Origin of the sequence: Hyphomonas sp. (genome assembly GCF_017792385.1) — a bacterium.
Classification (GTDB): Bacteria; Pseudomonadota; Alphaproteobacteria; order Caulobacterales; family Hyphomonadaceae; genus Hyphomonas.
Genome location: NZ_CP051230.1, coordinates 657268 through 682107, shown reverse-complemented (window position 1 = coordinate 682107; position 24840 = coordinate 657268). Strand labels below are relative to the sequence as shown.

The following is a 24840-nucleotide window of genomic DNA, read 5'->3' as shown; positions in this document are numbered from 1 at the left end:
CCTACTCCGCCGCCGCGATCAGCGTGGTCTTTGCCCTGGGCAATGCGCCGTCCGGCCAGCCTTTCCAGAGGTCGGCTTCCTTCGCCTTGGCGGTTTCGACGGCCGCTTCCTTGACGTGGCCATAGCCGCGGATCTCGTCCGGGATTTCGGCGAGGGCGATGGCGAGGTCGTGGTTCTTCGCGGTGAGTTCCTGGGCGATGCGGGCGAGGCCGGCGAGATAGTCATCGCGCAGCTGGCGCTCCATTCGGCGCTCTTCGGTATAGCCGAACAGGTCCAACCGCGTGCCGCGCAGGCCCTTGAGCTTCGCCATCAGTTTGAACACGTGCAGCATCCACGGGCCGAAATGCTTTTTCTTCAGATGGCCGTGGGCATCCTTTTTCGCGATGATTGGCGGGGCCAGCATGAGGCGCATCTTGCCGCCCTTGAACTGGCTGGCCAGGTATTCGGCAAACTTGCCATCCGTGTAGAGACGGGCGACCTCGTACTCATCCTTGTAGGCCATCAGCTTGTAGGCATAGGTGGCGGCGGCGCGGGTCAGCTTTTCGCCGAGGCCGGCGGCATGTTCGGCCGCGCGGACCTGCGCCACGATGCTGCGGTATTTCTCCGCATAGGCTGGGTCCTGATAGGCAATGAGGCGGCTGGCGCGATCCTCGATCAGTTCGTCGAGCGTCTTCTCCTCGATATGGCCGCGCGGGTCATGCTGGGGCAGGAGACGTTCAGGGCTGGCCGCAGCGATCCGGCCGATATTGAAGGCGGACATGTTGTCCTCGACCTTCGTGCCGTTCAGGCGGATGGCGCGGTACAGCGCGCGCAGGCTGACCGGGACCTGGCCCTTCTGCCATGCATAGCCGACCATGATCATGTTCGTGTAGATCGCATCGTGGAGATAGCCGACGGCGAGGGCCTCGGCATCGAAGGCGCCGAAATCGCGGGCCTGGCGCTTGACGCGCGCGGCCAGCAGGTCGCTTTCAAACCGCTTTGACCGATCCCGGATGAATTCGCTGGTCGGGGTGACGTCGGAATTGGCATAGGCGGCGGTGCGCCCGGCATCCATCATGTTCAGCGCGTCACCACCCGCCGCGACAACGAGGTCGCAGGCGATGATCAGGTCGGCGCTGGCGGGCGGGACCTTGCCGGTGGAGATCATTTCCGGCTCGCGCGCGAAGCGGATATGGCTGAGCACCGGGCCGCCCTTCTGGGCCAGGCCGGTCATGTCGAGGCTGGAGGCGGCATTGCCGTCCACATGGGCCGCCATGGCCAGCACGGCGGCAACCGTGGTGACGCCCGTGCCGCCCACGCCGGTGAACAGCACATTCCACGGCTCGGCCAGGCTCGGCGTTTCCGGCATCGGCAGGCCGGCATCATCGAATTCCGGGCGCGGCTGGTCTTCCCAGGCCGGCTCACCATCCTGGATGGTCACGAAGCTGGGGCAGAAGCCGCGCAGGCAGGACAGATCCGTGTTGCAGGTCGACTGGTTGATGCGGCGCTTGCGGCCGAGTTCGGTCTCGACCGGCTCGACGGACAGGCAGTTCGACTTGATGGAGCAGTCGCCGCAGCCTTCGCAGACCTCGGTATTGATGACGACGCGGGTCCGGTCCGGCGCGCGCAGGCCGCGCTTGGAGCGGCGGCGCTTCTCGGTGGCGCAGATCTGGTCATAGATCATGACGGAGACGCCCGGCGTTTCGCGCAGCATTACCTGCACGTCTTCCAGCTCCTCGCGATCATAGATCTTCACCCGGCGGGGCAGGTGTTTGACATTGGCGTAGCGGGTCGGGTCCTCGGTGACGATGACAATGGTCTCGACGCCCTCGGCTTCGACCTGCTGGGCGATCTGGGCCGGGGTCTGGCCGGATTCCACATGCTGGCCGCCGGTCATGGCGACGGCGTCATTGTAGAGGATCTTGTAGGTCATGTTGGCGCCGGAGGTGACCGCGGCGCGGATCGCCAGACTGCCGGAATGGGAATAGGTGCCGTCGCCGAGATTGACGAAGACGTGCTGCTCGTCGGTCGCCCAGTGCTGGCCGACCCAGGCGATGCCTTCGCCGCCCATCTGGCTGGTCATGTCGGTTTTGCGGTCCGGCATGAAGTTCGCCATGTAGTGGCAGCCGATCCCTGCCAGCGCGCGCGAGCCTTCCGGCACGACGGTGGAGGAATTGTGCGGGCAGCCGGAGCAGTAATGCGGGGTCCGGACGGTGGCGGTGGCATTGGTGCGGGCTGCTTCCCCGGCGCGTCCGACGCGGTCGAAATAGGCCTGGGCGCGGCTGGTGTCCCAGCCCTCGGGCAGGATCTTCATCAGCGCGGCGGCCATTTCCGGAATGGAGATGGAGGCGATGTCGGAGAGGAGCGGGCGGCCGTCGCGGTCCCGCTTGCCTTCCACGGCCGGACGCTCCGCATCCGCCAGATCATACAGGACCGAGCGCAGCTGGTCCTCGATCAGGGGGCGCTTGTGCTCGATCACGACCACGCGGTCGAGGCCCTTGCAGAACGCCCGGATCCCTTCGGGCTCAAGGGGCCACGGCATGGCCACCTTGTACACGGAGAGACCCAGGCGCCCTGCATCCTGCGGTGACAGGCCAAGCGCCGCGAGTGCCTCGAACACATCGCGGGCAGCCTGACCGGTCACGACAACACCGACACGGGGTTCCGGCGCGGGCAGGATGACATGATCCAGTTGGTTGGCACGCACATAGGCCTGTGCGGCGGGGAGCTTCACCTGGCGCAGGCGGCGCTCCTTGTCGAGCGGGCTGTCGCCCCGGCGCATGTGCACGCCGTCCTCTGGCAGCTGGAAAACAGGGGGAACGAAATTGAACCGGTCGAGGTCGACATTGACCACGGCGCCGGAATCCATCGTGTCGGCCAGCGCCACGAGACCGGCCCAGGCACCGGAAAACCGGCTCATCGCCCAGCCATGGATGCCATAGTCCAGCACATCCTGGATCGAGGCCGGGTTCAGCACCGGTATCTCGGCATCGGCCATCGCATATTCGGACTGCGAGGGCAGGGTGGAGGATTTGCAATTATGGTCATCGCCAATGATGGCGAGGACGCCGCCATGGTCGGACGTGCCGGCGGCATTGGCATGCTTGAAGACATCGCCCGTGCGGTCGACGCCGGGGGCCTTGCCGTACCAGATGCCGAACAGGCCATCGCGCCGTGCGCCGGGGAACAGGCCGAGCTGCTGGCTGCCCCAGACCGCCGTGGCGCCGAGATCCTCGTTCAGGCCTTCCCAGAACTGGATGTCATGAGCGTCGAGCCATTTCTGCGCGGCGCGCAGCTGCTGGTCATAGCCGCCCAGCGGCGAGCCGCGATAACCGGAAATGAAGCCGGCCGTGTTGAGCCCGGTGCGCAGGTCAAGGCGCTTGCGGTCAAGCGGCAGGCGGACCAGCGCCTGAATGCCCGTCATGAACGCTTTTCCCTCGACAAGCTCGTATTTGTCGTCCAGCGTAACTTCGCGGTGATGCATGGATATGCCTATTTAATGGAGTTTAGGCATATTATTGGGCATTTTTAGCGAAAATGCTTGCCTATATTGCGCGATTTTTGCTAATCGGGGGAAGAATTTACCCGATAAAGTGAAAGAGTGAGCAAAATTGGCCCAAGAACTAGATGCTGTAGATGCGCGAATTCTCGACATTATCCAGAAGGATGCCGGTTTGTCCGTCGCCGAAATTGCCGACCGGGTCGGCCTGTCATCCTCCCCCTGCTGGCGGCGGATCAAGCGGATGGAGGAAGCCGGGTTCATCACCGGCCGCGTCACCCTGCTGGACAACAACTCCCTGGGGCTGAACTTCGAGGTCATGGCGAGCGTCAAGCTGGCCCTGCCGAGCCGGGAGAATCTCGACGCGTTCGAGCAGATGGTGCAAGCTTGGCCGGAAGTGATCGAATGCATGACGGTGACCGGGGCGGTGGACTACATGATCCACATCATCACGACCGACATGCACGCCTATGACAATTTCCTGCGCGACAAGCTGCTGGGCTCGGCGCTGGTGTCGGACGTACAATCGCGCATCATCATCCGTGTGGCCAAGCGCACGACGGCCCTGCCGCTGGATCTGGTCGAGGACATCAAGAAGCCCGCTTCGGCGTGATCCCGGGCGCAGGGGTGAGGAGCGCGACATGATCCGTATTGCCATTATTGCCCTGAGTGCCTGTCTGGCGCCTGTGTCATCATGGGCTGCGCCCCTGTCTGACGCGGCGCTGGCGGAAAAGCTGGAAACGGTGCGCAAGGAAGCCGGGCTGGTGGCGCTCGGCGCCATAGTGGCGAATGCGGACGGGGACGTGCTGGGACTTGCGGTGACGGGGACGCGGCGGGCTGGAAAGCCGGACGCCGCCCGGCCCGGCGATGCCTGGCATATCGGGTCCAACACGAAGATGCTGACAGCGCTGCTCTATGGGCGCCTGGTGGAGCAGGGCCACGCCGCATGGGGCGCGACCCTGCCGGAATTGCTGCCGGACCTTGCTGGCGAGATGGACCCGGCCTGGCAGGCTGTGACCATCGAGGATTTGCTGTCACACCGCAGCGGCCTGCCGGCCAATCCGGGGCTGGTCTGGTTCCTGACCAGCCGGTCTTCGGAGGATCCTGTGGAGACCCAGCGCACACGACTGGCCCGGACATTCCTGTCCAAACCGCCGGAGACCGATCCGGGCAGTTTCACCTATTCTAATCTGGGCTACATGATCGCCGGGGCGGCCATCGACCGGATCGCGCAGGCGACGGGACAGGAAAACTATGAAGCACTGTTCCTCGATTCGCTCGGCCCGGCGGAAGAGGGGTGGGGGTTCGGTCCTCCCCCGGAAGGCATACAGGGACATGGCAAGGGTCTGTTCGGCAAGCTGAAGGCGCAGGGGACCGGGCCGGGTGCGGACAATCCGCCTGCACTGGCGCCCGCCGGGACGCTTCATGTGCCGCTGGCCGCCCATGCCGGACTCCTCAGCAGCTTCCTGTCGCCGGATCAGACCGAGGCAAAGCTGCTGTCGCCATATCCGGACGCGGCATCGGATTACGCCCTTGGATGGGGCGTCATTCCGGATGGGGCATCGGGGCCGGCATTCGGGCATAGCGGATCGAACACGATGTGGCTGTCCACGGTGCGGCTCTATCCAGAGGCCGAGATCGTCGTGATCGTCAACACGAACAGTTTCAGCGAGACGGGTGTGCAGGCCCTCGGCCGCCTTGCCGCGGACCTGGCGGCGGTTTATGGGGCGCTCCCGCAGGACTAGGCCTGCAGGACATCCACATGGGTGACGTGACCGTCCGATTCATTCAGGATACGCGCGGTCCCGTCCGGCCAGGCTTGCAGGCGGGTCTGCATGCGCGGGGAGGTGCGGTCACCGCCGAACAGCGATTCCGGCTCGAAGCACAGCCAGGCCAAAGGTGCACTGGCGGTGGCGGCTGCGCCCGCTTCCTCGATCAGGCGCATGATGCGTGCGATGTCGTCCTTGGGCGGATAGATGAGGAAGACCGAATGGTAGACAATCGTGAGGCCCTCCGAGGGCCGGGTTGCCAGCCGTTCGGCCAGCCAGTCGACAGCGTTGGCCCTTTCGATGCGGACGCCCCGCTGGCGGGCCAGTTCTGCCGCCGCATCGAGCCGGGCGAGCCGCCCGGCCTGGTCCGGCCAGGTATAGGATTTGAGGCGAAGGAAAGCTGCGTCATCGGAAACGTCGATCGGGTTCAGATCACATCCGGCGCGGGACGCGATCACCGGCGCGGCGTCCAGATGTGCCGGCTCGGGACCATTCCAGACGGTTGAGATGGTGACATCGCTTGCACCCGGCCTCTGCCACGTGCCGCCATCATAGGTGAACCGGTCCCAGTTCTGGTTCAGCCCGGCGCTGGCCCCGAGTTCCAACAAGTGAATGGGCATGCGAAATCTGGCGGCGAGGTCGAGGAAGCCCGGCAGGAGCGCAATGGATCGCCGGGTTTCATTGGTCTGCGGAGCGCTTTGAAGGAATGCACGCGCTGCATCTGGATGAGCGGCCAGAAAGGCCTTTGCCTGCCGCCAGACCATGTCCATGTCCCAGCCGGGTGAAGCCGCCGGATAGGTCTCGGCAAGCTCGGGGGCTGTACCCGTGAGGACGGCGTGATGAAGGAAGCCGGTCAGGCGCAGGCCGAGCGCATCCTTCCGCGGATTGCCGCTCCAGTCGCCGCAGATATCGGCGACCGGGCCGCCGGCCTCGAAATCCACTGCAAACTTGCGGAGCAGGGCGGCGGTAAAGGGAGACCCCAGATCCTCGCACCATCCGGCCTGTTCGGCGAAATGGTCGAGGATCCGGGTTTCATCCAGCATCGTGGAGGCCTAGTAGCGTTCCAGCGCCATGGCGATGCCTTCGCCGCCACCGATGCATAGGCTGGCCATGCCCTTCTTCAGGCCACGATCTTCCATAGCGGCCAGCAGGGTGACGATCAGGCGCGCGCCAGAGGCGCCAATCGGGTGACCCATGGCGCAGGCGCCGCCATTCACGTTCAGCTTTTCGTGCGGAATGCCCAGCTCCTTCATCGCGATCATTGGAACCACGGCGAAGGCTTCGTTCACTTCCCAGAGCTCGACTTCGTCGACACTCCAACCAGCCTTTTCGAGGGCCTTCTTCATCGCAGGCACAGGCGCCGTCGTGAAGTATTCCGGCTCATGCGCATGGCTGGACGAAGACACGATCTTGGCGAGTGGCGAGAGGCCGCGCTTCTTCGCTTCGGATTCGCGCATCAGGACGAGCGCTGCCGCACCGTCCGAGATGGCCGAGGCGTTGGCCGCTGTCACGGTGCCGTCCTTCGAGAAGGCCGGGCGCAGCGTCGGGATCTTGTCCGGACGGGCCGTGCGCGGCAGTTCGTCGGTGTCGACCACGGTCTCGCCCTTGCGGGACTTGATGGTGACCGGCGCGATTTCGCGTTTGAACTTGCCGTTGGCGGTCGCTTCCTGGGCGCGTTTCAGCGTTTCCAGCGCGTAAGCGTCCTGTTGCTCGCGGGTGAACTGGTATTCGCCGGCGATCATGTCGGCGAACTCACCCATTGGCCCGCCCTTGTAGGCGTCGGACAGGCCATCCAGCGCCATATGGTCCTGTGCGGCCATGGTGCCGTATTTGTGGCCCTTGCGGACCTGCATGAGATGCGGCGCATTGGTCATGGATTCCATGCCGCCTGCGATGACGATGTTCGCGTCGCCGGCGAGGATGGCGTTGCGGCCCATGACGGCGGCCTGCATGCCGGAGCCGCACATCTTGTTGATCGTGGTGGCTTCGAGACCCTTGTCCTGGCCCGCCTTGAACCCGGCCTGACGGGCAGGGGCCTGGCCCTGTCCCGCGGGAAGGCAGTTGCCCATGATGATTTCATTGGCTTCGCCGGGGGCCAGCTTCGCTTCGCCGACGGCTTTCTCAATCGCGATGGCGCCCAGTTCACTGGCCGTCAGGCCGGCAAGGTCGCCGAGCAAACCGCCCATGGGCGTGCGGCCCATACCGACAATGACGACGGGATCTTGATCAGACATGGAGTTTCCTTCCGGTTCGGTTTTTTGCAGTTGCGAACACAAAGCGCTTCCGGGCCGGACTCGTCAAGAGGATGCTGGGGCGCATCGCGTCACGTCCGGGTGACCTCTGGCCGATTCAGCCAGTACTGGCGCCGGATGCCGAGGGTTGCCACGATCATTTCCAGCCGCGGCCAGACCTTCAACCCTTCAAGGACCGGGTTCACATGGTCTGTCAGGAGGCAGTAATGCGTGTCCGATGCCCCGGAATGGTGATGCACATGATGGCTCTGGGACTGGAACAGGCCGAGCCGGTGCAGCGTTGTGATGACCGGGCCATTCTGTTCCGCGGGCGTATGCGACCAGCCATGGATCAGATTGGTCAACGCCCCGAACATGCAGGCAGATGCAAGCATCGGGTTCATCCATCCGGCGAGCGCCAGGCCGAGCGCGACAAGCGAGACCACGGACACGATGCCACCATGCTTCAGCAGCGGCGGCAACTGGAACAATTCCATCGGAGCGGTGTGGTGCCGGTGGCTGTTGCGGATATGGAAGGGGCCGAGGATCGGCCAGTCCGGATCGCAATAATTGTCGACCAGCCAGTGAAACAGGCCGGTGCCAAGGTCTGCGACCCACAATCCCAGAAGAATCTGGCCCGCGATCAGGAGCACATCCAGCATGGCGGCCTATCCCCCTCTATCGAAGATAGAATAGGCGAGCGCCACAGGATGCACAGGTGCCAGTTTGCCGCGTCGAGCCGCTTCGCCCATGCGGCGAAACCCATGGAGACCCGCGCCTTGCTCCCATAGAGTGGCAGCAGGGGACGTATCGACATGGCAGTTTCTATCCACAGATTTGCGCGCAAGGCCTTGCCGCCTCCGGTGTTCTATCTTGCGCGGCAGGCCTATCGCCGCGTTCGCGCATCGACGGTTGCGACCGGCTATGCCGACCGGTTTCCGAGCCGGCGCGACCTGAAAATCTATCCCGTCCAGCCGGCCGCGGAACTGCACGTGTTCTGGAAAGTGCTGCCAATCGGGCGGGGGCCGGCCTTTTCACTCTTCCTGCATCAGGACGAAGTGCTCCGGTTCGATTGCTTTGGCGCAGGAGACGGGCATTTTCATGCCACCTTCGCGCATGGGACGTCCTCCAGTCAGAGCCGGATCTATCTCGCCGAGCCGAACGCGGCCGAACAGGTCGCCCGGGTCGAGTTCGAATTGCTGAACAATCTGGACTATTACCTGCAGCGCCATCCGTGGCGACGCATTCGCAAGACCCGGATAGACAGGGTCCGACTGGCGACGGCCATGTCCGCTGCAAAAGCGGATGCGCTCGGTTTTCTGGACTCTGTTCCGGATCTGGCCGGCTTGTCGGGCCGGGCGGATACCTAACGCACACGCTGAGGATTGGTGGCGTCCAGTTCAATGGCGTCAGTGATGATCCGGTCGAGTTCCGGGTCGATGTCCGCGATGGCGCGCACTTTCACGTGGCGCAATGCCTTGCCGGTGCCTTCGATCCGGCCCGGATGGTCGGCGGCGAGCGCAGCCCCGTAAAACAGTTGCAGATTGCACCGGTCCTTTTGGGCCACAATCGAGAAGATGCGTTCCGATCCGCTCCAGCACGGAAATCCCCATGCCAGCTTGCAGCTGAGGGACGGGCCGAGCTGTTCGATCCGCGCCTTCAGGGCTTCTGCGATGGCCGATTGATGGGGATCGAGCCCTGCAAACCAGGACTCGACCGTTTTCGCCCCCGCCAAGTCTAGCTCTTCTTCGCGCGTTTTGCCTTGTCATCCGCCTTGGGCGGCATGACTTCGAATGTCATCTGCAGATTCACACGATACTTCTCGATCTTGCCGTTCTTGATCGTCGTGTACATGCTGTTCACATAGGCCGAGGCCAAGCCTTTCACGGTGGCATCGAACCGTGTCACCGCTGTCTGGATGGCGTCCTCGAAGGATTTGGTGGATTCGGCGAGAATCTCTTCCGATTTCATGATTGCCATGGCGCGTCCCTTTCCTTTTCTGGAAAGGGGAGTGAATACCCTTCTGCGCGAAATGCCAAGGGACTTTCCGTTACGGCAGGCCGGGGGCGCTAGCCGACCAGCTGGAATCCGGCTTCCGAACCCTTCTGCCAGACCACCCGGGCGCGGCCCTGAACGCCGACCCCACGGGCATTGACCGTCACATGTTCCGGCATGCCTTCATTGGTGGGAAAGCGCAGGCGGACCCCGGTATCGGTGTAATCAAGCACGATGCCACGGCGCTTGTAGCCGGAATCATACACAACATAGGCTTCACGATAGACCGAAGACCGGGCCGGGCGCGGCCGGTCCTGGGTTGGGGTAACCATCTTTTCCACGCGCGACGCAGCCGGAGCAACGGGAGCGGATTTGGACGGTTTGAAGAGGCGATCGAGAAGTTTCATTCTGGTGCGGATTCCTTTGCCTGCAGTCGTCGCAATTTTCATGCCACATCCACCCATGACCCAACGATAGCCCGCAAGGTGTTCAGAAGAAGTAAAAATGCAGCGCCCGGGGGCGCTGCATTCTGCAGTAACAATTACGATTGGTGCGAGCTTACCAGATCCGGATGCGTTCTTCCGGAGGTAGATAGAGCGCGTCTTCCGGGGACACGTCGAAGGCGTCGTACCATTCCGACAGGTTCCGCACGATGCCGTTGACGCGATAGAGCGGCGGCGAATGCGGATCGGTCAGCAGCTGCCGGCGCGTGGCTTCCTCGCGGTATTTCGCCCGCCAGACCTGGGCCCAGGACAGGAAGAAGCGCTGATCTCCCGTCAGGCCGTCCAGGACCGGGGCCTCTTCATCCGGGCTGATCGTGCCGTCGCCATTGGTATCCAGGCTCAGCTTGTAGGCCTTGTAGGCCATCGACAGCCCGCCCAGATCGCCAATGTTTTCGCCAAGTGTCAGCGCGCCATTCACGCAGGTTTCCCCGTCATCCAGCGGACACAGCGCATTGTACTGGTCCACCAGCGCGCCGGTCTTTGCCTTGAAATTGGCGTTGTCCTCATCGGTCCACCAGTTTCTCAGCGTTCCATTTCCGTCCGATTTGGCACCCTGATCATCGAAACCGTGTCCGATTTCGTGTCCGATGACGCCGCCAATGGCGCCGTAATTCACGGCCGGGTCCGCAGTGAGGTTGAAGAAGGGCGGCTGGAGAATGGCTGCCGGGAAGACGATTTCGTTGCGATTGGGGGAATAATACGCATTCACCGTCTGTGGCAGCATGAACCATTCTGTCCGGTCAATCGGCTGGCCGAGCTGGGAAATCATGTCTTTCCAGGCCCAGTCATTGACCGCGATATTGTTCGCAAAGGCATCCGGACCGACATTCAGGCCTTCATAGGTCTCGAATTTCTCCGGATAGCCGATTTTCGGCGTGAACTTGCCAAGCTTGTCGCGGGCTTCGGTCTTGGTTTCCTCGCCCATCCACTCGATTTCGTCGAGATTGCTGCTCATTGCCTTGCGCAGATTGGCCACCAGTTCGTCCATGGCGGCCTTGTTCTCGGTCGGGAAGAAGCGGTCGGCATAGACCTTGCCGACGGCCTCGCCGACGGACCCCTCAACCGTGGAGACGGCGCGCTTCCAGCGCTCACGCTGTTCCTCGGCGCCGCCGAGCGTCTTGCCGTAGAATTCGAACGTGGCGGCGTCGAGGCGCTGGGGCAGGACGTCGGCATGATCGATCAGGAAATGAGCCGTCAGATAGGCTTTCCAGTCTTCCAGCGGAGCCGTCTGCATGACCTCGAACAGGCCGGCAATGCCGCCGCCGGAGACCTTCTCGACCTGTTCCGGCGTCAGGCCGTTTTCGGCGATCTCTTCTTCCGTCGGGGTGACCTGGCGCACGACGAAGGCCTGTTCACCGTTGAGGCCGAGATCCATCAGCATCGTCGCCACGGGGAAGTCGCCGGCGAGTTGCTGCAGTTCTTCGCGGCTCATCTTGTTGTAGGTCAGATTGCGGTTGCGGCCTGCGGCGCGGTCCCAATGGGCCTGTGCCAAGCGGGTCTCGAGCGCGATCACCCGGTCTGCTGCCGCGTCGGCATCCTCTTGCCCGGCTTCGGTCAGGAGATTGACCAGCATCTGCTTGTAGGCGGCACGAATTTCGAGATTCTTCTCGCTGTCGTCCAGGTAATAGTCACGATCCCCGATGCCGAGCCCGGCCTGGGTGATGTAGAAAATGTACTGGTCGGTCTGTTTGGAATCGACATCGACCCAACCCCCGATCGGCGAGGCGAACCCCGTCGCGGCAAAGACCCTGGCAAGGTCTTCGCGGCTGGAAATGCCCTTGATCTTGCTGAGATAGGGGATTGCCGGGGTCAGGCCGGCGGCTTCGATGCCGCTGGTGTCCATATAGGCATTGTAGACAGAGGCGACCTTGCCTTCGAGCGTGGCGGGATCCGGTTCGGCCTCGGCCAGTTCCTGGATGATGTTCAGCACGCGCTGTTCGGACTTTTCCGCCAGCAGTGTGAAGGCACCATAGCGGGTGCGGTCGCTGGGAATGACGAAACTGTCGAGCCATTTGCCATTCGCATAGGCATAGAAATCATCCCCCGGAGAAACGGATTCGTCGCGCACCGTCAGGTCGATCCCCCAATCTCCCCAATAGTCGGCAGCGGTAAGCTCGAGGCCTTCGGGCGTGACGTATTTGCCGTCTTCATTCGGGGTGGTGGGGGAGGTGGATACGGTCTCTGCCGGTTCGGCAGGCTGGCCGGTATCTTCCGTTGCGGTCTGGCCGCAAGCGGCAAGAAGGGCAACAGCCGCTGCCCCGAACATGAGTTTCTGCATGCTAAGTCTCTCCAGTAGATAAGGGATGAGGCCCGTCCTCCTCACCGGACGGGCCGTCATCGAATTGAGGTCAGTCTATTCGGCGGGAGCCATGGGGCCAAGTCCGCCATCCTGGCTGGTCCCGATCAGTTCATCCTCGTCGATCGTGACTTCGCCACTATAGGTCTCCCCGATCTGGCGGAAGGGCTTGCCGCCCCATGTCCAGCGGAAGATACGGCCGATCTCGACGCCCACCGCATACAGGGCGGGGACGAACAGGAGCGAGACGAAGAGGGCAAAGGCCACCGCTGCCCCGAGCGAGATCACCATGGGTTTCAGGAACTGCGCCTGCACGGATTTCTCCGCGATCAATGGCAGGATGCCGACAATCGTCGTCACGGAGGTGAGCAGGATCGGCCGGAAGCGCGACACGCCGCCATCGATCAGTGCCTGGACCGCGCCGGCGCCCTCGTCGCGCCGTCGGTTCACATAATCGATCAGGACGAGGTTGTCGTTGATCACGACCCCTGCGGCGGCGGCGATGCCGAAGAAGGAGAACATGGCCATCGGCGTGTTGAACATCCACAGGCCGAACACTGCGCCGCAATAGGCGAAGGGCAGGGCCATCATCAGCATGATCGGCTGGGCGTAGGACCGGAACGCGACGGCCAGCAGAATGTACATCGTGCCAATGGCAATCAGGATCAGGCGTCCGACTTCGGCGAAGAATTTCTGTTCCTCTTCAAAGCCGCCGGCCTCGCCACGCTGGACGTCCGGGAAGTGGCGCTGGAAGTCGGGCCAGAAATCCTTCTCCATCGCCGCCATGATCCGGCCACGTCCGCCTTCGCCCTGCACCTCTGCATAGACAGAAACCGACCGGGTGCGGTTGCGGCGGATGATCCGGTTGATACCGGGGGCAAATTCGAAATCTGCCACCTGCGTGATCGGGATTTCACGGCCATCGGGTGTGCGCACGCGCAGCGTGTCGATGCTGTCCAGATCGCGGCGAGCGGATTCCGGCAGGCGCACCATGACGCGAACATCCTCGCCGTCCCGGGGCAGGCGCTGGACCTCTTCCCCGAAATAGGCCTGACGGATCTGTTCGGACACATCAGCCAGCGTGATGCCGAGGGTCTCTGCGCCGGGCTTGAGGGAAATCTGGATTTCCTCTGCGGCGGAGGACAAATTGTCCCCGATGTCATAGGCGTTCGAATACGTGGCGAGGTGGGCCTTCACTTCGGCTGCAGCAGCCCTCAGGCGATCCAGGTCCGGATGGTTCAGGGCAAAGCGAACGCCGCTCTGTTCATCATTGAAGGTGAAGTCAAAGCTGATTTCCTCTGCATCCTGAATGTCGCCGACATATTCCCGCATGCGTTCGGAAATTTCCTTCGACCGCACACCTTGCGGACGGTCTTCCGGCGCCAGCAGTCCGATCCAGGCCTGAACCCGCCCATCTGCGGCCACAACGGATGCATCGGTGACGAGGCCGCCTTCGATCTCGGGATATTCTGCATCCGTGACCTGTTTGGTCTTCTCGATTCCGGCCTGAAGCTGGTCCCGGATCTGGAGCAGGCGCTCATAGGGAGTGCCGTCCGGCATGTCGATTTCGACCTGGACAAGGTCTGCCTCGATCTCGGGCATGAACTTGAACGGCACGATCCCCATCCCGGTGATATTGGTCGCCAGGTAGAAGAGGCAGAAGAAGAAGGCCACCGTGGCGTAGCGAAAGCGGATCGCGAGTTCCAGTGCCGGCTTGTAGAGATTGTTGGCAAACCAGAGCAGGCTGTCTGCAATCCGGCGCTGCAGCTTCAGGAACCGGCCAGACGGGCCATCGAATTTCTGCTGCTTCATGTGCGCCAGGTGGCTGGGCAGGATCAGCATGCATTCAATGATCGAGAAGATCAGCGCGGCAACCACGACAAAGGTGATCTGCTGCGTGAACATGCGCGTGGGCCCGGTAATGAATGCCCAGGGAAGGAAGGCAATGATCGTGGTCAGAACGCCGAAGATGACCGGCTTCATGACCAGCTGCGTGCCGACAATGGCCGCATCGAGGCCTTCGCGCCGGCCGCTTTCGATTTCCCTGTGGATGTTCTCGCCGACGATGATGGCATCGTCCACGATCACCCCGATCACCAGAAGCACGGCGAAGGTCGACAGGATGTTCCAGGACACACCAAAATAGGGCAGCAGCAGGATGCCGCCCGCAAAGGCTGTCATGATGCCCACAGTGACCCAGATTGCCACGGTCGGGCGCAGGAACAGGACCAGGACGAGCATGACGAGCACCGCGCCCATCATGGCCGACTGGGTGATCAGGTCCATGCGTGCCTTGAAGGATTCGGAATCGTCCCAGAGGATGTCGATCTTGACCGCTTCCGGCAGGATGCCGTTCGACGGGTCATTGGCCCGTTCGATATAATCCTTGAACGCGTCGGTATAGTCGATGATGTGCATCGTGTCGGGGGAGGGGACCATCACGAAGGCGGTCGGCTCCCCGTTGAAACGCGCACTGAACTTGTCAGTGACGAACCCGTCATCCACGGACGCGATGTCTGCGACGCGGATCGTGCCGTCTTCGGTTGTCTGGCGAATGATGATGCTGCCGAACTGGTCCGCCGTATCGGCCAGTTGACGGGTCGTGATTGAAACGTCGCCGGTGGAGGATTCAATGCGGCCGCCGGACGAATTCAGGGATGACCGCCGGATGGCATTGGCCACATCGCTGAAGCTGAGGCCGAAGCGACGCAGGGCTTCCTCGGAGACTTCGATATTGACCTGTTCGTCGATAACCCCCTGCAGCACGGCCAGTTCGCCACCGGAAATATTGGCGATATCGTCGCGCACCTGATCGGCCAGGCGTTTCAGTGTGCGGTCATCGACATTGCCATGGACCGCCATGCCCATGAACCAGTTGCGTTGTTCCCAGCGCTGCACCTGCGGCTCGAATGCGGCCTGGGGCAGATTGTTGATCTGGTCGACGCGGATCTTCACCTCGTCGAGGAACTCCTCCATGTCGATGTCGTCGCGACCCTTGATGTTGACGACACCAAAGCCCTCATTGGCGATGGAGGTGATACGATCGAGTCCGTTGATGTCTGCAACGGCTTCCTCGATGCGGGTGACGATCTGCTCCTCGACATCCTGTGGCGACGCGCCATTCCACGCGACCGATACCGAGGCACCGGTGATGTTCACCACAGGGAACATTTCCTGTTCCATCTTGGTGTAGCCGAAGACGCCGCCGACAAAGGCAACAATCATCAACAGGTTCGCAGCCACCGCATTGCGGGCGAACCAGGCAACGATCCCGTTCATTGTGCAACTCCTTCCCCGGTATTGGAGACCAGAGCCGCCGGCTCGTCTGACGTCGATGCATCATCGGTGGGTTTCGGCTCGTGGATCTTGATCGTGCCGTCTTCCATGCGCTGCATGACCGTGATGCTCATGCCGTCAAACGGCGCCTGGATGGGGCTGGTGATGGCCAGCTCGCCGGCCTCGACCCCGGAAGAGACATAGGCGCCGTCGGGATCAGAATAGATCAGGTCAACCTGACGGATCGACAGCTTGCCTTCTTCCGGAAGGCCGACGAACAACCGGTCATCGCCGCGCAGCGCGCCGCGCGGAGCAATCAGGACATCCTCGATCGTCTCGCCCTGGATCGTGGCGTTGACGAACAGGCCGGGGGCCATGGGAGCATCGCCGTCCGCCCCGGCGCCATAGGGGTCCTGAAGTTCGGCGATTACATTGATCTGGCGAGTCTGCGAGTTGACGGCTGCGGCGGTCCGGACGACCTGACCGTGCCATTCGCGTTCAATGCCGCCCACTGTGGCGCGGAATGTGACGTCCGGCCCCGGATTGTTGGCGCTGGCACTGAAGGCAAGCGGCAGGCCGAGACGGCCCATCTCGGCATCCTTGAGCGGCATGGCGACCTCGACCACATCATTGGCGAAGATCTGGCCGAGGGACTGACCGACGGCCACAACCTGACCAATATCGACATTGCGTTCCCGCACGCGTCCGGCGAACGGAGCGTAGACGGCCGTCCGGTCCAGCGCGAGTTGGGCGTCTTTCAACTGGGCCTTGGCCGATTCGAGCGCCGCGCGGGCTTCGGCCAGCTGCGGTTCACGCCGGGCGAGGGGAGAGGCGTCCGTGATCCCGAGATCCTGGATGTCCTGACGCGCCAGTTCGGCTTCGGCCTCTTCACGGGCCAGTGCCTGTTCGGCGCTGGCGACCGAGGACTGGGCGCGCACGACGGCGAGTTCATAGTCGGCGGCCTCCACGCGCACCAGCAGCTGGCCCCGATTGATGAAGCCCCCGTCGATGAAGTCCGGCGAGACGTAGGAGATGCGACCTGAAATCTGCGGGGCCACGATGATCTCGCGGCGCGGCTTCACTTCGCCCTGGGATTCAACGACCAGTGTCAGGTCTCCGCGCCGAATGGGTTCGGCGAACACGTTCAGGCCGGCGCGGGCTTCTTCAGCCTTTTCCGGTGCAGGTTTGACGGCGGAGAGTGCAATGACGCCGCCGACACCGACGAAGGCGATAATCCCCAAGGGTACCAAAACTGAAATGACGCGTCCCATGACTTATTCTCCTGCCGCTATTCTGCGGCGTTTTCCTGCGGGGCTTGTGGTGTGGCGGAGGCGGTCTGCACGGGCAGGCCACCCCCAAGAGCGAGGTGATAGGAAACCCGGTTGGTCGCGCGTGAGGCACGGGCGGCGACCAGTTGACTTTCGGAGGTCAGGCGCCGGGTCTGGGCATCGATCAGATTGAACACGGAGATCGTGCCGCTTGTGTACTGGCGCACGGCCAGTTCTTCCGCCAGCCTGGCCTCTTCGAGGGCGCGAAGCTGTGCGTCTTCCTGCTGGGCAAGATAGGTATCGGCCGCAATGGCGTCTTCCACTTCTCCCCAGGCTGAGAGGGCTGCACCGGCATAGCTGGCTATGGCGGATTCGGCCTGGGCCACCGCGGCATCCCGCTGGGCGTCGAGACGACCGCCGGTGAAAAGCGGCTGAATGAGGCTGGCCACCAGCCGCGCAGCGATGCGTTCCGGGTCCACCATGTCGGCAAATTCCGACTCGCTGGTGGAGACCGAACCGGTCAGACGCAGGGCGGGCAACATGGCCAGGCGTGCCTGTTCGGCTCTGAGGCCTGCGGCCACGACGGAGGCTTCCGCGCTGGCAATGTCCGGCCGCCGGGCCAGCAGCAGCATCGGATTTCCCTCGACCGTCAGCGGGTCCAGGATTGGCAGGTCAGCCGTGGCCTCGATCTCGGTGGACGGATACCGCCCCAGCAGGATTTCCAGGCGGCGTGCGGCCTCGCCGGACAATTGGCGGCGTTGGGCGATGTCGGCTTCGGCGCCGGCCAGCGCGCTGCGCGCGGTCCGCACATCCAGTGCTTCGGCAAGGCCCCGCTGGAAGCGGCGCTCGGTCAGGATGCGCACCCGGTCACGGGCTTCATAGGTCAGGACGGCGACGCGTTCCTGTGCAAGCGCGGCGTTCAAATTGACCCAGGCGATGGCTGTCTGGGCCGCAACGGAGAGTTCGGCGGCGGCAAGATCGGCTTCGCTGGCGGCGAGGTCGGCTTCGGCAGCGGCGATCCCGCGACCCAGCCGGTTCCAGAGGTCGGCTTCCCAACTCGCGTCCAGGCCCAGGCCGTAAATGCCGTCGGTTGCGCGGTCGAGATCTCCGCCCGTTTCAAATGCATTGGAGGTCACGCCCGTACTGATCGTGCCGTCGACGCTGGGCAGGCGCTGGGAGCGGGCCGTGCGAATGGAGGCTTCGGCGGCGCGCACCAGCGCGGCGCGGGACTCCAGCGTCGGGCTGTTGGCGAGCGCCTCGCGCACGAGGCGTTCCATGACGGGGTCGTTGAACTGGCCGAGCCAGTCGCCGGTCGGGGCCTGTCCGGCAACGCCGGATGACGCCCAGTCAACCGGTGCTTCCGGCGCAACAGCAAAAATTTCCTCTCGGTTACCGTTCACGCCGGGAAGATTTGCCTGTGTGGACGCACAGGCCGTGAGAATTGCCGAACTGATTAGTAGAATTGATCGTGTCATGCCGTCGGCAACGCTCCCTGTTTCAGATGTCGGATACGCCCGCTCTATTCGACTGTCAATGATAAATTATCGTTTTTCAATAATTTGCTGACGTGACCTGAAAACCGCACCTTCTGGTCTTACGCGATGAGGGGCTTGGCAGATGTGTGGTGGCGTATTAGCGGCTTCAGGACCTCGAGTCTTCGGGGAGTTTCTTTACGGGAGTGTGAATGAGCGAGGGCATGTCAGCGGACGAAAAGCGGTCGACGCGCCTTGCCCTGTCCCGGCGTGCGCGCGATTTCGTGACGCTGGTCTGCTGCTTTGGCGGCATCCTCTTCCTGATGTGGCTGACCGGGGCAGTCGGGCTGATCGAGGCCCTGGCCGCATTGTTGGTGGCGGTCTCGGTTGCGACGGCGATTTTCGTCGGGACGGCCACGGTGCTGCCGATCAGTCCGCGCCTGGCGGTGGAGCCGGCCCTGTCGACCCCCAAGATTCCGGAGTCTGCAATCCTGCTGGATGCGCTGCCGCTGCCTGCCTTCGAGATAGATGACGAGCAGCGCATCGTCACCATGAATGAGGAGGCCGAGTTCATCCTTCGCCTGGATGGCCGCGTGAACCCGCGGGCCAGCACCGTTATCCGCTCCCCCGGCCTGTTGTCGGCCATCGAGAATGCGATCGAGACGGGCACGGTCGAGCCGATGACGGTGGAAGTGGAAAGCGGACCCGACGAAACCTGGCGGGCGCATGTCTCCCGGCCCGGACGGGCCCGGCGGACGCTCGTCGTGCTGGAAGACCTGACGCCTGTGCGCCGGGCGGCCCGTGCCCGGTCCGACTTCCTGGCCAATGCCAGTCACGAATTGCGCACCCCCCTGACGGCGCTGTCCGGATTTATCGAGACGATGCGCGGACCGGCCAAGGACGACAAGGATTCCTGGGACCGCTTCCTGGCCATCATGGCCGGGGAGACCGAGCGGATGTCGCGGCTGATCGCGGACCTGTTGTCGCTGTCACGGATCGAGTCGGCGGAACATGTCTCGCCGCGCGAACGCGAGGATTTCAGGGACATTGTTTCCGATGCGACCCATGCCTTCAGCGCGATCGCTGCTGAAAAGGGCGTGCGGCTGACCGTCAAGTCGGAAGAGGGGGCGATGCCGGTCATCGCGCACCGGGACGAAATGATCCAGGTGGTCGAGAATCTCGTGTCGAATGCGCTGAAATATTCCAGGGAAGGCGGGCAGGTCACCCTGCATTTTGGACTCGCTTCCGGCATGGCGGAAGCGCGCCTGAAGGCGGGTCAGGTCTGGGCCAGCAGCGAGCGGATGACCCTGCTTCCGGCCGCAAGCCGCCCCAATACGGAAGAGCGGGCCATCTGGATGCGCGTGGAGGATCAGGGCCCGGGCATCGAGCGCGAACACCTGCCGCGGCTCGGCGAACGCTTTTACCGGGCGGACCAGAGCCGGGGAGGCAAGATCACCGGTACCGGACTGGGTCTCGCCATCGTGAAACACATCATGGCGCACCATCGCGGCGGCTTTGCCGTCGAGACGCGGATCGGAGAGGGCAGCGCCTTCGGGGTCTGGCTACCGGCTGCGCGGGATGAAGGCCTGTCCGGCTAGAGGCGGGACCTAGAAGCGGGACGGGCCACGGCGCGTGGCGTCGAACCAGTCGGTGACGACATTGCCAGGCATGGCATGCATTTCATGCAGCCAGTTGGGCAGGCGCTGAAGCGCGCCGGCCGTGTCTTCCCAGCGGCGCAGATTGACGTCAGCGGCGATCTGGAAGGCATCGCGCAGCTTGTCTTCGGTCATCGGTGATGCCACGCCCATCGGGGCCAGGATCGACACGCTTTTCTGCGCAGCGATCAGCGTTTCAAGCGTTGCAGCCGTCATGGACAGGCTTGCGCGCCAGGGAGTTAGCCAAAAATCAAGCATCTTCAGTCCTCATGGTCATGGAACAGACATAGTGGTTTACGCTGCAGTGCACAACAAATCCCGTGCCATTGCTGAGACTCTGCCCCGTTTCCGCCACACAGGAATGCGACCTGCGAGAGACCATGCCGACCGAAACGCTGCCGCCGAATTACGTTCCTTCGCCTGCGCGGGGCAGGGTGCTTGTCTTCGATTCCGGCATGGGCGGACTGACCGTCGTGGAGGAAATCCGTGCGCTGGGACCTGCGCTGGGCCTGCATTATTCAGCCGATTCCGCGTTTTTCCCCTATGGCGACAAGTCTGACGAAGCGTTGCGCGCCCGCCTGCCGAAGGTGGCCATGGCCTTGTGTGATGCGGTGAAGCCGGATGTCTTTGTGATTGCCTGCAATACCGCGTCCACGCTGGCCCTGCAGGAGGTGCGGGATGTGCTGGACATTCCGGTTGTCGGCACGGTTCCGGCCATCAAGCCGGCGGCGCAACTGACCCGGACCGGGACAATCGGCCTGCTGGCCACGCCCGGTACGGTGCGCCGCGCCTATACAGCGGACCTGGTGGAGAAGTTTGCCCGCGATGTGCGGGTTGTGATGCATGGCAGCATCGATCTGGTGAAGCTGGCCGAGGCCCATGCGCGCGGCGAGGATGTTCCGATTGAACGCTTTGCCGAGGCGCAGGCGCCGCTGTTTGCGGCGCCGGGCGGCGACCGGATCGATACGGTCGTGCTGGCCTGCACGCATTTCCCGCTTGTCCGCGCCCAATTGGTGGCGAGCGCGCCGCGGCCGGTCAGCTATATCGATTCCGGCGCCGCCATCGCCCGGCAGACAATCCGTGTGCTGCCACCGGAAACCGAGGCGCGCGGGATAGGGGGGCAGGCCTGGCTGACGTCATCGCCCGAGGAGGTGCCGGATCTGGCACTGGTCCTCAGGCGATACGGGTTTCCATCCGTTCAGCGCGTGCCGGACGCGCCGATCGAGATAACCTCTGCGCCGACAGCGTTGTAGAGGCTCGGCCAGGGTGCGTCGTGGACGCGGGCCACTTCCGTTTCGCCGAAACCGTTGAAGCGGCTCGACATGGCCCGGCCATAGGCGCCGAGGTTTCCGAATTCGACATAGTCCCCTTCGGCCAGTCCGGCGGGCAGCCAGACCTTTGCTGGAAACTTGTCGGTCGAATCGCAAGTCGGTCCGTAGACGGTGTACTCGACGAGGCGGCCCAGCGGGCGCGCATCACCGGGCAGGGCCCGCATCGGGAAGGACCAGCGCTCGTGCACGGCATCATAGAGGGCGCCATACGAGCCATCATTGATGTAGATCGCGCCGTCCTTGACCTGCTCGACACGGACCAGAAGGCTTTCCGCCTCAGCCACCAGCGCGCGGCCCGGCTCGCACCAGAGCTCTGCGTTTTCGAGGACGTACATGTTCTCGAAGGCCTGCTCGACCATGGAGGCATAATCTTCCAGCGAGGGGGGCGGATTGTCGGCATAGATTGACGGGAAGCCGCCGCCAACATCCACGATGTCGACCGTGACGGAAGCCGCGATGATGATGCGGGAGACGTCCGCCATCGCCGTCCACCAGGCGGTTGGCTTCAGGGCCTGGCTGCCGACGTGGAAGGACACGCCCAGCTCGTCTGCGTAGCGGCGAGCCTCGCGCAGGATTTCTGTTGCGTCTTCCGCGCTCGCACCGAACTTGCCGGCCAGCGGCAGGGCTGCGCCATCGCAGGATACAGCAATCCGTACAATGATCGTGAGGTCCTTGGCATAGCCGGTTTCCTCAAGGATCTTGTGCAGTTCCTGCATCGTGTCGGTGACGAAGATGCGTACGCCGAACTCATGATAGGCGCGCTGGATGGCGCGGCGATTCTTCACCGGGTGCAGGAACGCCATGCGGGCGCCCGGAAACTTGCGGTGGATCAGTTCGATCTCCGGCAGGGATGCCGTGTCGAAGCTGCGTACGCCGGCTTCCCACAGGGCTTCAAGCACATGCTCGCCTGGATTGGCTTTCACCGCATAGAACGGCTCGCCCGGGAATTTCTCCCGGAACCATTTTGCCGCTGCTGTGACCCGCTCTGGGCGGAAACACCATACGGGAAGGTCCGGCTGTGCGTCGGACACAATATTATAGGGAGTAGCATAGGAGTGCATGACACCTAACCTCCAAAGGGCTTTTAACCAGCTTTGGGCGTTAGTACAGGGGGCCCCCAGTTTAAGGGTTGGCCCAGATGTCCGCCACGTCGATTTCGAGACGGGCATGTAGGGCACTCTTTTCGGTCACGCAAGCAAAAATTTCGGGCTGCCTGAAATTTTGTCATCCACCTATAATATTGAACGGGCAAGGGGGGTGGTCTAAGGGCAACTCACCCCGCTTTTCAAAGGCCGTTTCCCTTTCCCGGCCATCTGGAGATCCGCCTTCATGCCAGTCAAAACCGGTCAGTTTCTCGCCCCGTTCCTGTTGGCTTGCCTGATCGCCTGTGGCCGCACCGATTTGTCGGAACTCGAGACCGGGGACGTGATTCCGCCGCCGCCCGTGGACGCGGACGGAACGCACAAGATCCGTATTGTCGGCTCGTCCACAGTGGCCCCCTTCGCAACGACCGTGGCCGAGCGTTTCGGGGCCACCACACGTTACCCCACCCCGATCGTGGAGACGACCGGCACCGGGGGCGGGTTCAAGACATTCTGTCAAAAGATCGGACCGGACCGGCCTTCAATCTCGGATGCCTCCCGCATGATCACGCCAAGCGAACAGGCCCTGTGCGCGAACAATGGCATCACCGAGGTGACGGCCCTGTCGGTCGGATTTGACGGTATCGTTCTGGTGAATGCCCGGCAGGCGCCTCAACTCAACCTTTCGAAGGAGGAGGTGTATCTGGCGCTTGCGGCGCAATTGCCGGATGGCCGGGGCGGGTACCGTTCAAACCCCTACAAGCGCTGGTCGCAAATCGCCGACCATCTGCCCGATGAGCCGATCCTTGTGCTGGGGCCACCGCCCACATCTGGCACACGCGACGCCTTTGTCGAATTGTGCATGGAAAAGGGGGGCGAGGCCATCGAGCAACTGGCTGAACTGAAGCGGACCGATCCGGCGGCCTTCCGGCAACTGACCCACACGCTCCGGACCGACGGGGCCTGGATCGACCTTGGTGAGAATGACGCCGCGATCATCCAGTCCCTGATCAAGACGCCGACAGCGGTCGGGGTGCTGGGCTATTCCTTCCTGGAGCAGAACGCCGACCGGGTCAAAGCGGCGAGGCTGGATGGCGTGCCGGCAACGTTCGAGGCCATTGCGTCCGGCGAATACGGCCTGTCCCGCAGCATGTACATCTATGTAAAGGACCAGAACCTGCCGCTTGTGCCGGGGCTTGCCGAATTCGTGGAGGAATTCGTTTCCGACCAGGCCATGGGTGCGGACGGTTATCTGCTGGAAAAGGGGCTGATCCCCCTGCCGGACGAAATGCGCGAGGCCCAGCAGGCCATTGCGGAGGATCTGGCGGACAAGGCCGCCCGGCGCTGATTACAGCGTTGGCAGCGCTGGTTTCTTTCGCCGGCGCAGCCTGATCTTCTGCCAGAACCGTTTGCGGGCCGGGGCCGGCAGCGGCTGGAGATTTTCAATGAAGGCTTCGGCGCAGGCACGCCAGCTGTAAGTCTCCGCATAGGCGCGGCAGGTCGCGCGGTCGAGTTTCAAACAATCGACGGCACCTTTCGCAAGATCTCCCCCGATTGGCGTGATCGTGCCGGCATCCGATCCCGGGATCACGTCCCTCGGGCCGGTCGCATCATAGGCGGCAACCGGCGTTCCGGAGGCCATCGCCTCCAGCACGACGAGCCCGAACGTGTCGGTCACGCTGGGAAACACGAAGACGTCCGCGCTGGCATAGCAGGTCGCGAGATCGTCATTGAACTTCGCGCCGAGGAAAACCACGTCCTTGTAGCGTTTCTGCAGGTCCTCTCGCTGGGGGCCGTCACCCACGATGACTTTCGTGCCGGGCAGGTCCAGTTCGGCGAATGCCTCGATGTTCTTTTCAACTGCCACGCGGCCGACATTGAGAAAGATCGGGCGGGGCAGGCCGTCAAACGGGTCACCCGGCTGGCCTGCCTCGATCCGCCGGGAGGGATTGAACATGTCCGTGTCGACGCCGCGGCTCCATGCCACCAGATTGATGAAACGCTGCGCCTCCAGTTCCTTCACCATGGACGGCGTCGGCACCATGACCTTGCCGGAATATTTGTGGAACCAGCGGACAAAGGAATAACCCGCGCGTGTCGGCACCGGCAGCCGGGCGGACACATATTCCGGGAATCTCGTATGATAGGCGGTGGAGAAGGGGTGCTTGACCGTCAGACACATGGCCCGGCCGGCCATGCCGAGCGTGCCCTCTGTGGCGATGTGGACGGCATCCGGTTCGAATTCATGAAACCGGTCCTCGATCCGCCGCCGGGCGAACAGGGCGAGCTTGATTTCCGGATAGGTCGGCAGCGGCATGGTGCGGAATCCCTGGCCGGGATGCACGATCTCCCAGACGTGGCCCATCGCCTCTGTTTCCTGGATCACGCGCTTCATAGTGCGCACGACGCCATTGACCTGAGGGTCCCAGGCATCCGTAACTAGCATGATGCGCATGTGCGCTCCTTCAACAGCCTCAGCCGGTC

General features: G+C 63.1%; 20 protein-coding genes. 6 read left to right on the top strand and 14 right to left on the bottom strand.

Annotated features, from left to right (window positions below; all coding sequences use genetic code 11):
* Nucleotide 1 precedes the first annotated feature (1 nt).
* Nucleotides 2-3463 carry an indolepyruvate ferredoxin oxidoreductase family protein gene (locus tag HF955_RS03280; protein WP_291077843.1) on the bottom strand — a complete coding sequence of 1154 codons (3462 nt, stop codon included), beginning with the start codon at nucleotides 3461-3463 and terminating at the stop codon, nucleotides 2-4.
* A gap of 127 nt (nucleotides 3464-3590) precedes the next feature.
* Here HF955_RS03280 and HF955_RS03275 point away from each other — a divergent pair, with 127 nt between their 5' ends.
* Nucleotides 3591-4091 carry an Lrp/AsnC family transcriptional regulator gene (locus HF955_RS03275; RefSeq protein ID WP_027839504.1) on the top strand — a complete coding sequence of 167 codons (501 nt, stop codon included), beginning with the start codon at nucleotides 3591-3593 and terminating at the stop codon, nucleotides 4089-4091.
* A 28-nt stretch (nucleotides 4092-4119) separates the two neighbouring features.
* Nucleotides 4120-5223 carry a serine hydrolase gene (locus tag HF955_RS03270; RefSeq protein ID WP_291077841.1) on the top strand — a complete coding sequence of 368 codons (1104 nt, stop codon included), beginning with the start codon at nucleotides 4120-4122 and terminating at the stop codon, nucleotides 5221-5223.
* On the opposite strand, the gene HF955_RS03265 is transcribed toward HF955_RS03270, so the two are convergent.
* The 3 genes from HF955_RS03265 to HF955_RS03255 all read right to left on the bottom strand — a co-directional run bounded on the left by HF955_RS03265 (nucleotide 5220) and on the right by HF955_RS03255 (nucleotide 8140).
* A complete protein-coding gene (locus tag HF955_RS03265; protein ID WP_291077840.1) occupies nucleotides 5220-6290 on the bottom strand; it encodes a DUF2332 domain-containing protein in 1071 nt (356 codons plus the stop codon). The genes HF955_RS03270 and HF955_RS03265 overlap by 4 nt on opposite strands.
* 9 nt (nucleotides 6291-6299) lie before the next feature.
* The gene (locus HF955_RS03260) at nucleotides 6300-7481 is read right to left on the bottom strand and encodes a thiolase family protein (RefSeq protein WP_291077838.1); all 1182 of its coding nucleotides are present in this window, start codon (nucleotides 7479-7481) and stop codon (nucleotides 6300-6302) included.
* Between the two features lie 89 nt (nucleotides 7482-7570).
* Nucleotides 7571-8140: a fatty acid desaturase CarF family protein gene (locus HF955_RS03255; protein ID WP_291077836.1), complete on the bottom strand. Its 570-nt coding sequence runs from the start codon at nucleotides 8138-8140 to the stop codon at nucleotides 7571-7573.
* Nucleotides 8141-8293: 153 nt separating this feature from the next.
* Between HF955_RS03255 and HF955_RS03250 the strand changes: the two genes are divergently transcribed.
* Nucleotides 8294-8848 (top strand): hypothetical protein, encoded by a 555-nt coding sequence (locus tag HF955_RS03250; protein ID WP_291077834.1) that lies wholly within the window; start codon nucleotides 8294-8296, stop codon nucleotides 8846-8848.
* Here the strand turns inward: HF955_RS03250 and HF955_RS03245 are convergent.
* The 7 genes from HF955_RS03245 to HF955_RS03215 form a co-directional block, all read right to left on the bottom strand.
* Nucleotides 8845-9213, bottom strand: coding sequence for a DUF1801 domain-containing protein (locus HF955_RS03245; RefSeq protein WP_291077832.1), 369 nt, complete (start codon nucleotides 9211-9213; stop codon nucleotides 8845-8847). The genes HF955_RS03250 and HF955_RS03245 overlap by 4 nt on opposite strands.
* Nucleotides 9214-9215: 2 nt before the next feature.
* The gene (locus HF955_RS03240) at nucleotides 9216-9458 is read right to left on the bottom strand and encodes a dodecin family protein (protein WP_291077830.1); all 243 of its coding nucleotides are present in this window, start codon (nucleotides 9456-9458) and stop codon (nucleotides 9216-9218) included.
* Between the two features lie 89 nt (nucleotides 9459-9547).
* A complete protein-coding gene (locus HF955_RS03235) occupies nucleotides 9548-9880 on the bottom strand; it encodes a hypothetical protein (RefSeq protein WP_027839496.1) in 333 nt (110 codons plus the stop codon).
* A gap of 151 nt (nucleotides 9881-10031) precedes the next feature.
* Nucleotides 10032-12254: a M13 family metallopeptidase gene (locus tag HF955_RS03230; protein ID WP_291077828.1), complete on the bottom strand. Its 2223-nt coding sequence runs from the start codon at nucleotides 12252-12254 to the stop codon at nucleotides 10032-10034.
* A gap of 75 nt (nucleotides 12255-12329) precedes the next feature.
* Nucleotides 12330-15551, bottom strand: a complete 3222-nt coding sequence (locus tag HF955_RS03225) for an efflux RND transporter permease subunit (RefSeq protein ID WP_027839494.1) — start codon at nucleotides 15549-15551, stop codon at nucleotides 12330-12332.
* Nucleotides 15548-16819, bottom strand: a complete 1272-nt coding sequence (locus tag HF955_RS03220) for an efflux RND transporter periplasmic adaptor subunit (RefSeq protein WP_027839493.1) — start codon at nucleotides 16817-16819, stop codon at nucleotides 15548-15550. The genes HF955_RS03225 and HF955_RS03220 overlap by 4 nt, the downstream gene beginning before the upstream one ends.
* Nucleotides 16820-16836: 17 nt before the next feature.
* Complete coding sequence (locus tag HF955_RS03215; RefSeq protein WP_291077823.1) at nucleotides 16837-18291, bottom strand: efflux transporter outer membrane subunit; 1455 nt, start codon at nucleotides 18289-18291, stop codon at nucleotides 16837-16839.
* Nucleotides 18292-18500: 209 nt separating this feature from the next.
* Between HF955_RS03215 and HF955_RS03210 the strand changes: the two genes are divergently transcribed.
* Entirely contained in the window at nucleotides 18501-19886 is a 1386-nt protein-coding gene (locus HF955_RS03210; RefSeq protein WP_291077821.1) for an ATP-binding protein, read from the top strand.
* A gap of 9 nt (nucleotides 19887-19895) precedes the next feature.
* On the opposite strand, the gene HF955_RS03205 is transcribed toward HF955_RS03210, so the two are convergent.
* Entirely contained in the window at nucleotides 19896-20201 is a 306-nt protein-coding gene (locus tag HF955_RS03205; protein WP_291077819.1) for a hypothetical protein, read from the bottom strand.
* Nucleotides 20202-20269: 68 nt separating this feature from the next.
* Between HF955_RS03205 and murI the strand changes: the two genes are divergently transcribed.
* On the top strand, nucleotides 20270-21196 hold the full coding sequence (gene murI / locus HF955_RS03200; protein ID WP_291077817.1) for a glutamate racemase: 927 nt from the start codon (nucleotides 20270-20272) through the stop codon (nucleotides 21194-21196).
* On the opposite strand, the gene HF955_RS03195 is transcribed toward murI, so the two are convergent.
* Entirely contained in the window at nucleotides 21142-22335 is a 1194-nt protein-coding gene (locus tag HF955_RS03195) for a type III PLP-dependent enzyme (protein ID WP_291077815.1), read from the bottom strand. The genes murI and HF955_RS03195 overlap by 55 nt on opposite strands.
* Nucleotides 22336-22603: 268 nt before the next feature.
* Between HF955_RS03195 and HF955_RS03190 the strand changes: the two genes are divergently transcribed.
* Nucleotides 22604-23704 carry a substrate-binding domain-containing protein gene (locus HF955_RS03190; RefSeq protein ID WP_291077813.1) on the top strand — a complete coding sequence of 367 codons (1101 nt, stop codon included), beginning with the start codon at nucleotides 22604-22606 and terminating at the stop codon, nucleotides 23702-23704.
* On the opposite strand, the gene HF955_RS03185 is transcribed toward HF955_RS03190, so the two are convergent.
* Nucleotides 23705-24811 carry a glycosyltransferase family 1 protein gene (locus tag HF955_RS03185; RefSeq protein WP_027839489.1) on the bottom strand — a complete coding sequence of 369 codons (1107 nt, stop codon included), beginning with the start codon at nucleotides 24809-24811 and terminating at the stop codon, nucleotides 23705-23707.
* Nucleotides 24812-24840 lie beyond the last annotated feature (29 nt).

Excerpts from the sequence above, each read along its gene's own strand:
- HF955_RS03265 (WP_291077840.1), bottom strand. The coding sequence starts at position 6,290 with ATGCTGGATGAAACCCGGATCCTCGACCATTTCGCCGAACAGGCCGGA.
- HF955_RS03280 (WP_291077843.1), bottom strand. The coding sequence starts at position 3,463 with ATGCATCACCGCGAAGTTACGCTGGACGACAAATACGAGCTTGTCGAG.
- HF955_RS03260 (WP_291077838.1), bottom strand. The coding sequence starts at position 7,481 with ATGTCTGATCAAGATCCCGTCGTCATTGTCGGTATGGGCCGCACGCCC.
- HF955_RS03185 (WP_027839489.1), bottom strand. The coding sequence starts at position 24,811 with ATGCGCATCATGCTAGTTACGGATGCCTGGGACCCTCAGGTCAATGGC.
- HF955_RS03255 (WP_291077836.1), bottom strand. The coding sequence starts at position 8,140 with ATGCTGGATGTGCTCCTGATCGCGGGCCAGATTCTTCTGGGATTGTGG.
- HF955_RS03240 (WP_291077830.1), bottom strand. The coding sequence starts at position 9,458 with ATGGCAATCATGAAATCGGAAGAGATTCTCGCCGAATCCACCAAATCC.
- HF955_RS03190 (WP_291077813.1), top strand. The coding sequence starts at position 22,604 with ATGCCAGTCAAAACCGGTCAGTTTCTCGCCCCGTTCCTGTTGGCTTGC.
- HF955_RS03250 (WP_291077834.1), top strand. The coding sequence starts at position 8,294 with ATGGCAGTTTCTATCCACAGATTTGCGCGCAAGGCCTTGCCGCCTCCG.
- HF955_RS03195 (WP_291077815.1), bottom strand. The coding sequence starts at position 22,335 with ATGCACTCCTATGCTACTCCCTATAATATTGTGTCCGACGCACAGCCG.
- HF955_RS03235 (WP_027839496.1), bottom strand. The coding sequence starts at position 9,880 with ATGAAACTTCTCGATCGCCTCTTCAAACCGTCCAAATCCGCTCCCGTT.
- HF955_RS03220 (WP_027839493.1), bottom strand. The coding sequence starts at position 16,819 with ATGGGACGCGTCATTTCAGTTTTGGTACCCTTGGGGATTATCGCCTTC.
- HF955_RS03215 (WP_291077823.1), bottom strand. The coding sequence starts at position 18,291 with ATGACACGATCAATTCTACTAATCAGTTCGGCAATTCTCACGGCCTGT.
- HF955_RS03270 (WP_291077841.1), top strand. The coding sequence starts at position 4,120 with ATGATCCGTATTGCCATTATTGCCCTGAGTGCCTGTCTGGCGCCTGTG.
- HF955_RS03210 (WP_291077821.1), top strand. The coding sequence starts at position 18,501 with ATGAGCGAGGGCATGTCAGCGGACGAAAAGCGGTCGACGCGCCTTGCC.
- HF955_RS03225 (WP_027839494.1), bottom strand. The coding sequence starts at position 15,551 with ATGAACGGGATCGTTGCCTGGTTCGCCCGCAATGCGGTGGCTGCGAAC.
- HF955_RS03205 (WP_291077819.1), bottom strand. The coding sequence starts at position 20,201 with ATGCTTGATTTTTGGCTAACTCCCTGGCGCGCAAGCCTGTCCATGACG.
- HF955_RS03230 (WP_291077828.1), bottom strand. The coding sequence starts at position 12,254 with ATGCAGAAACTCATGTTCGGGGCAGCGGCTGTTGCCCTTCTTGCCGCT.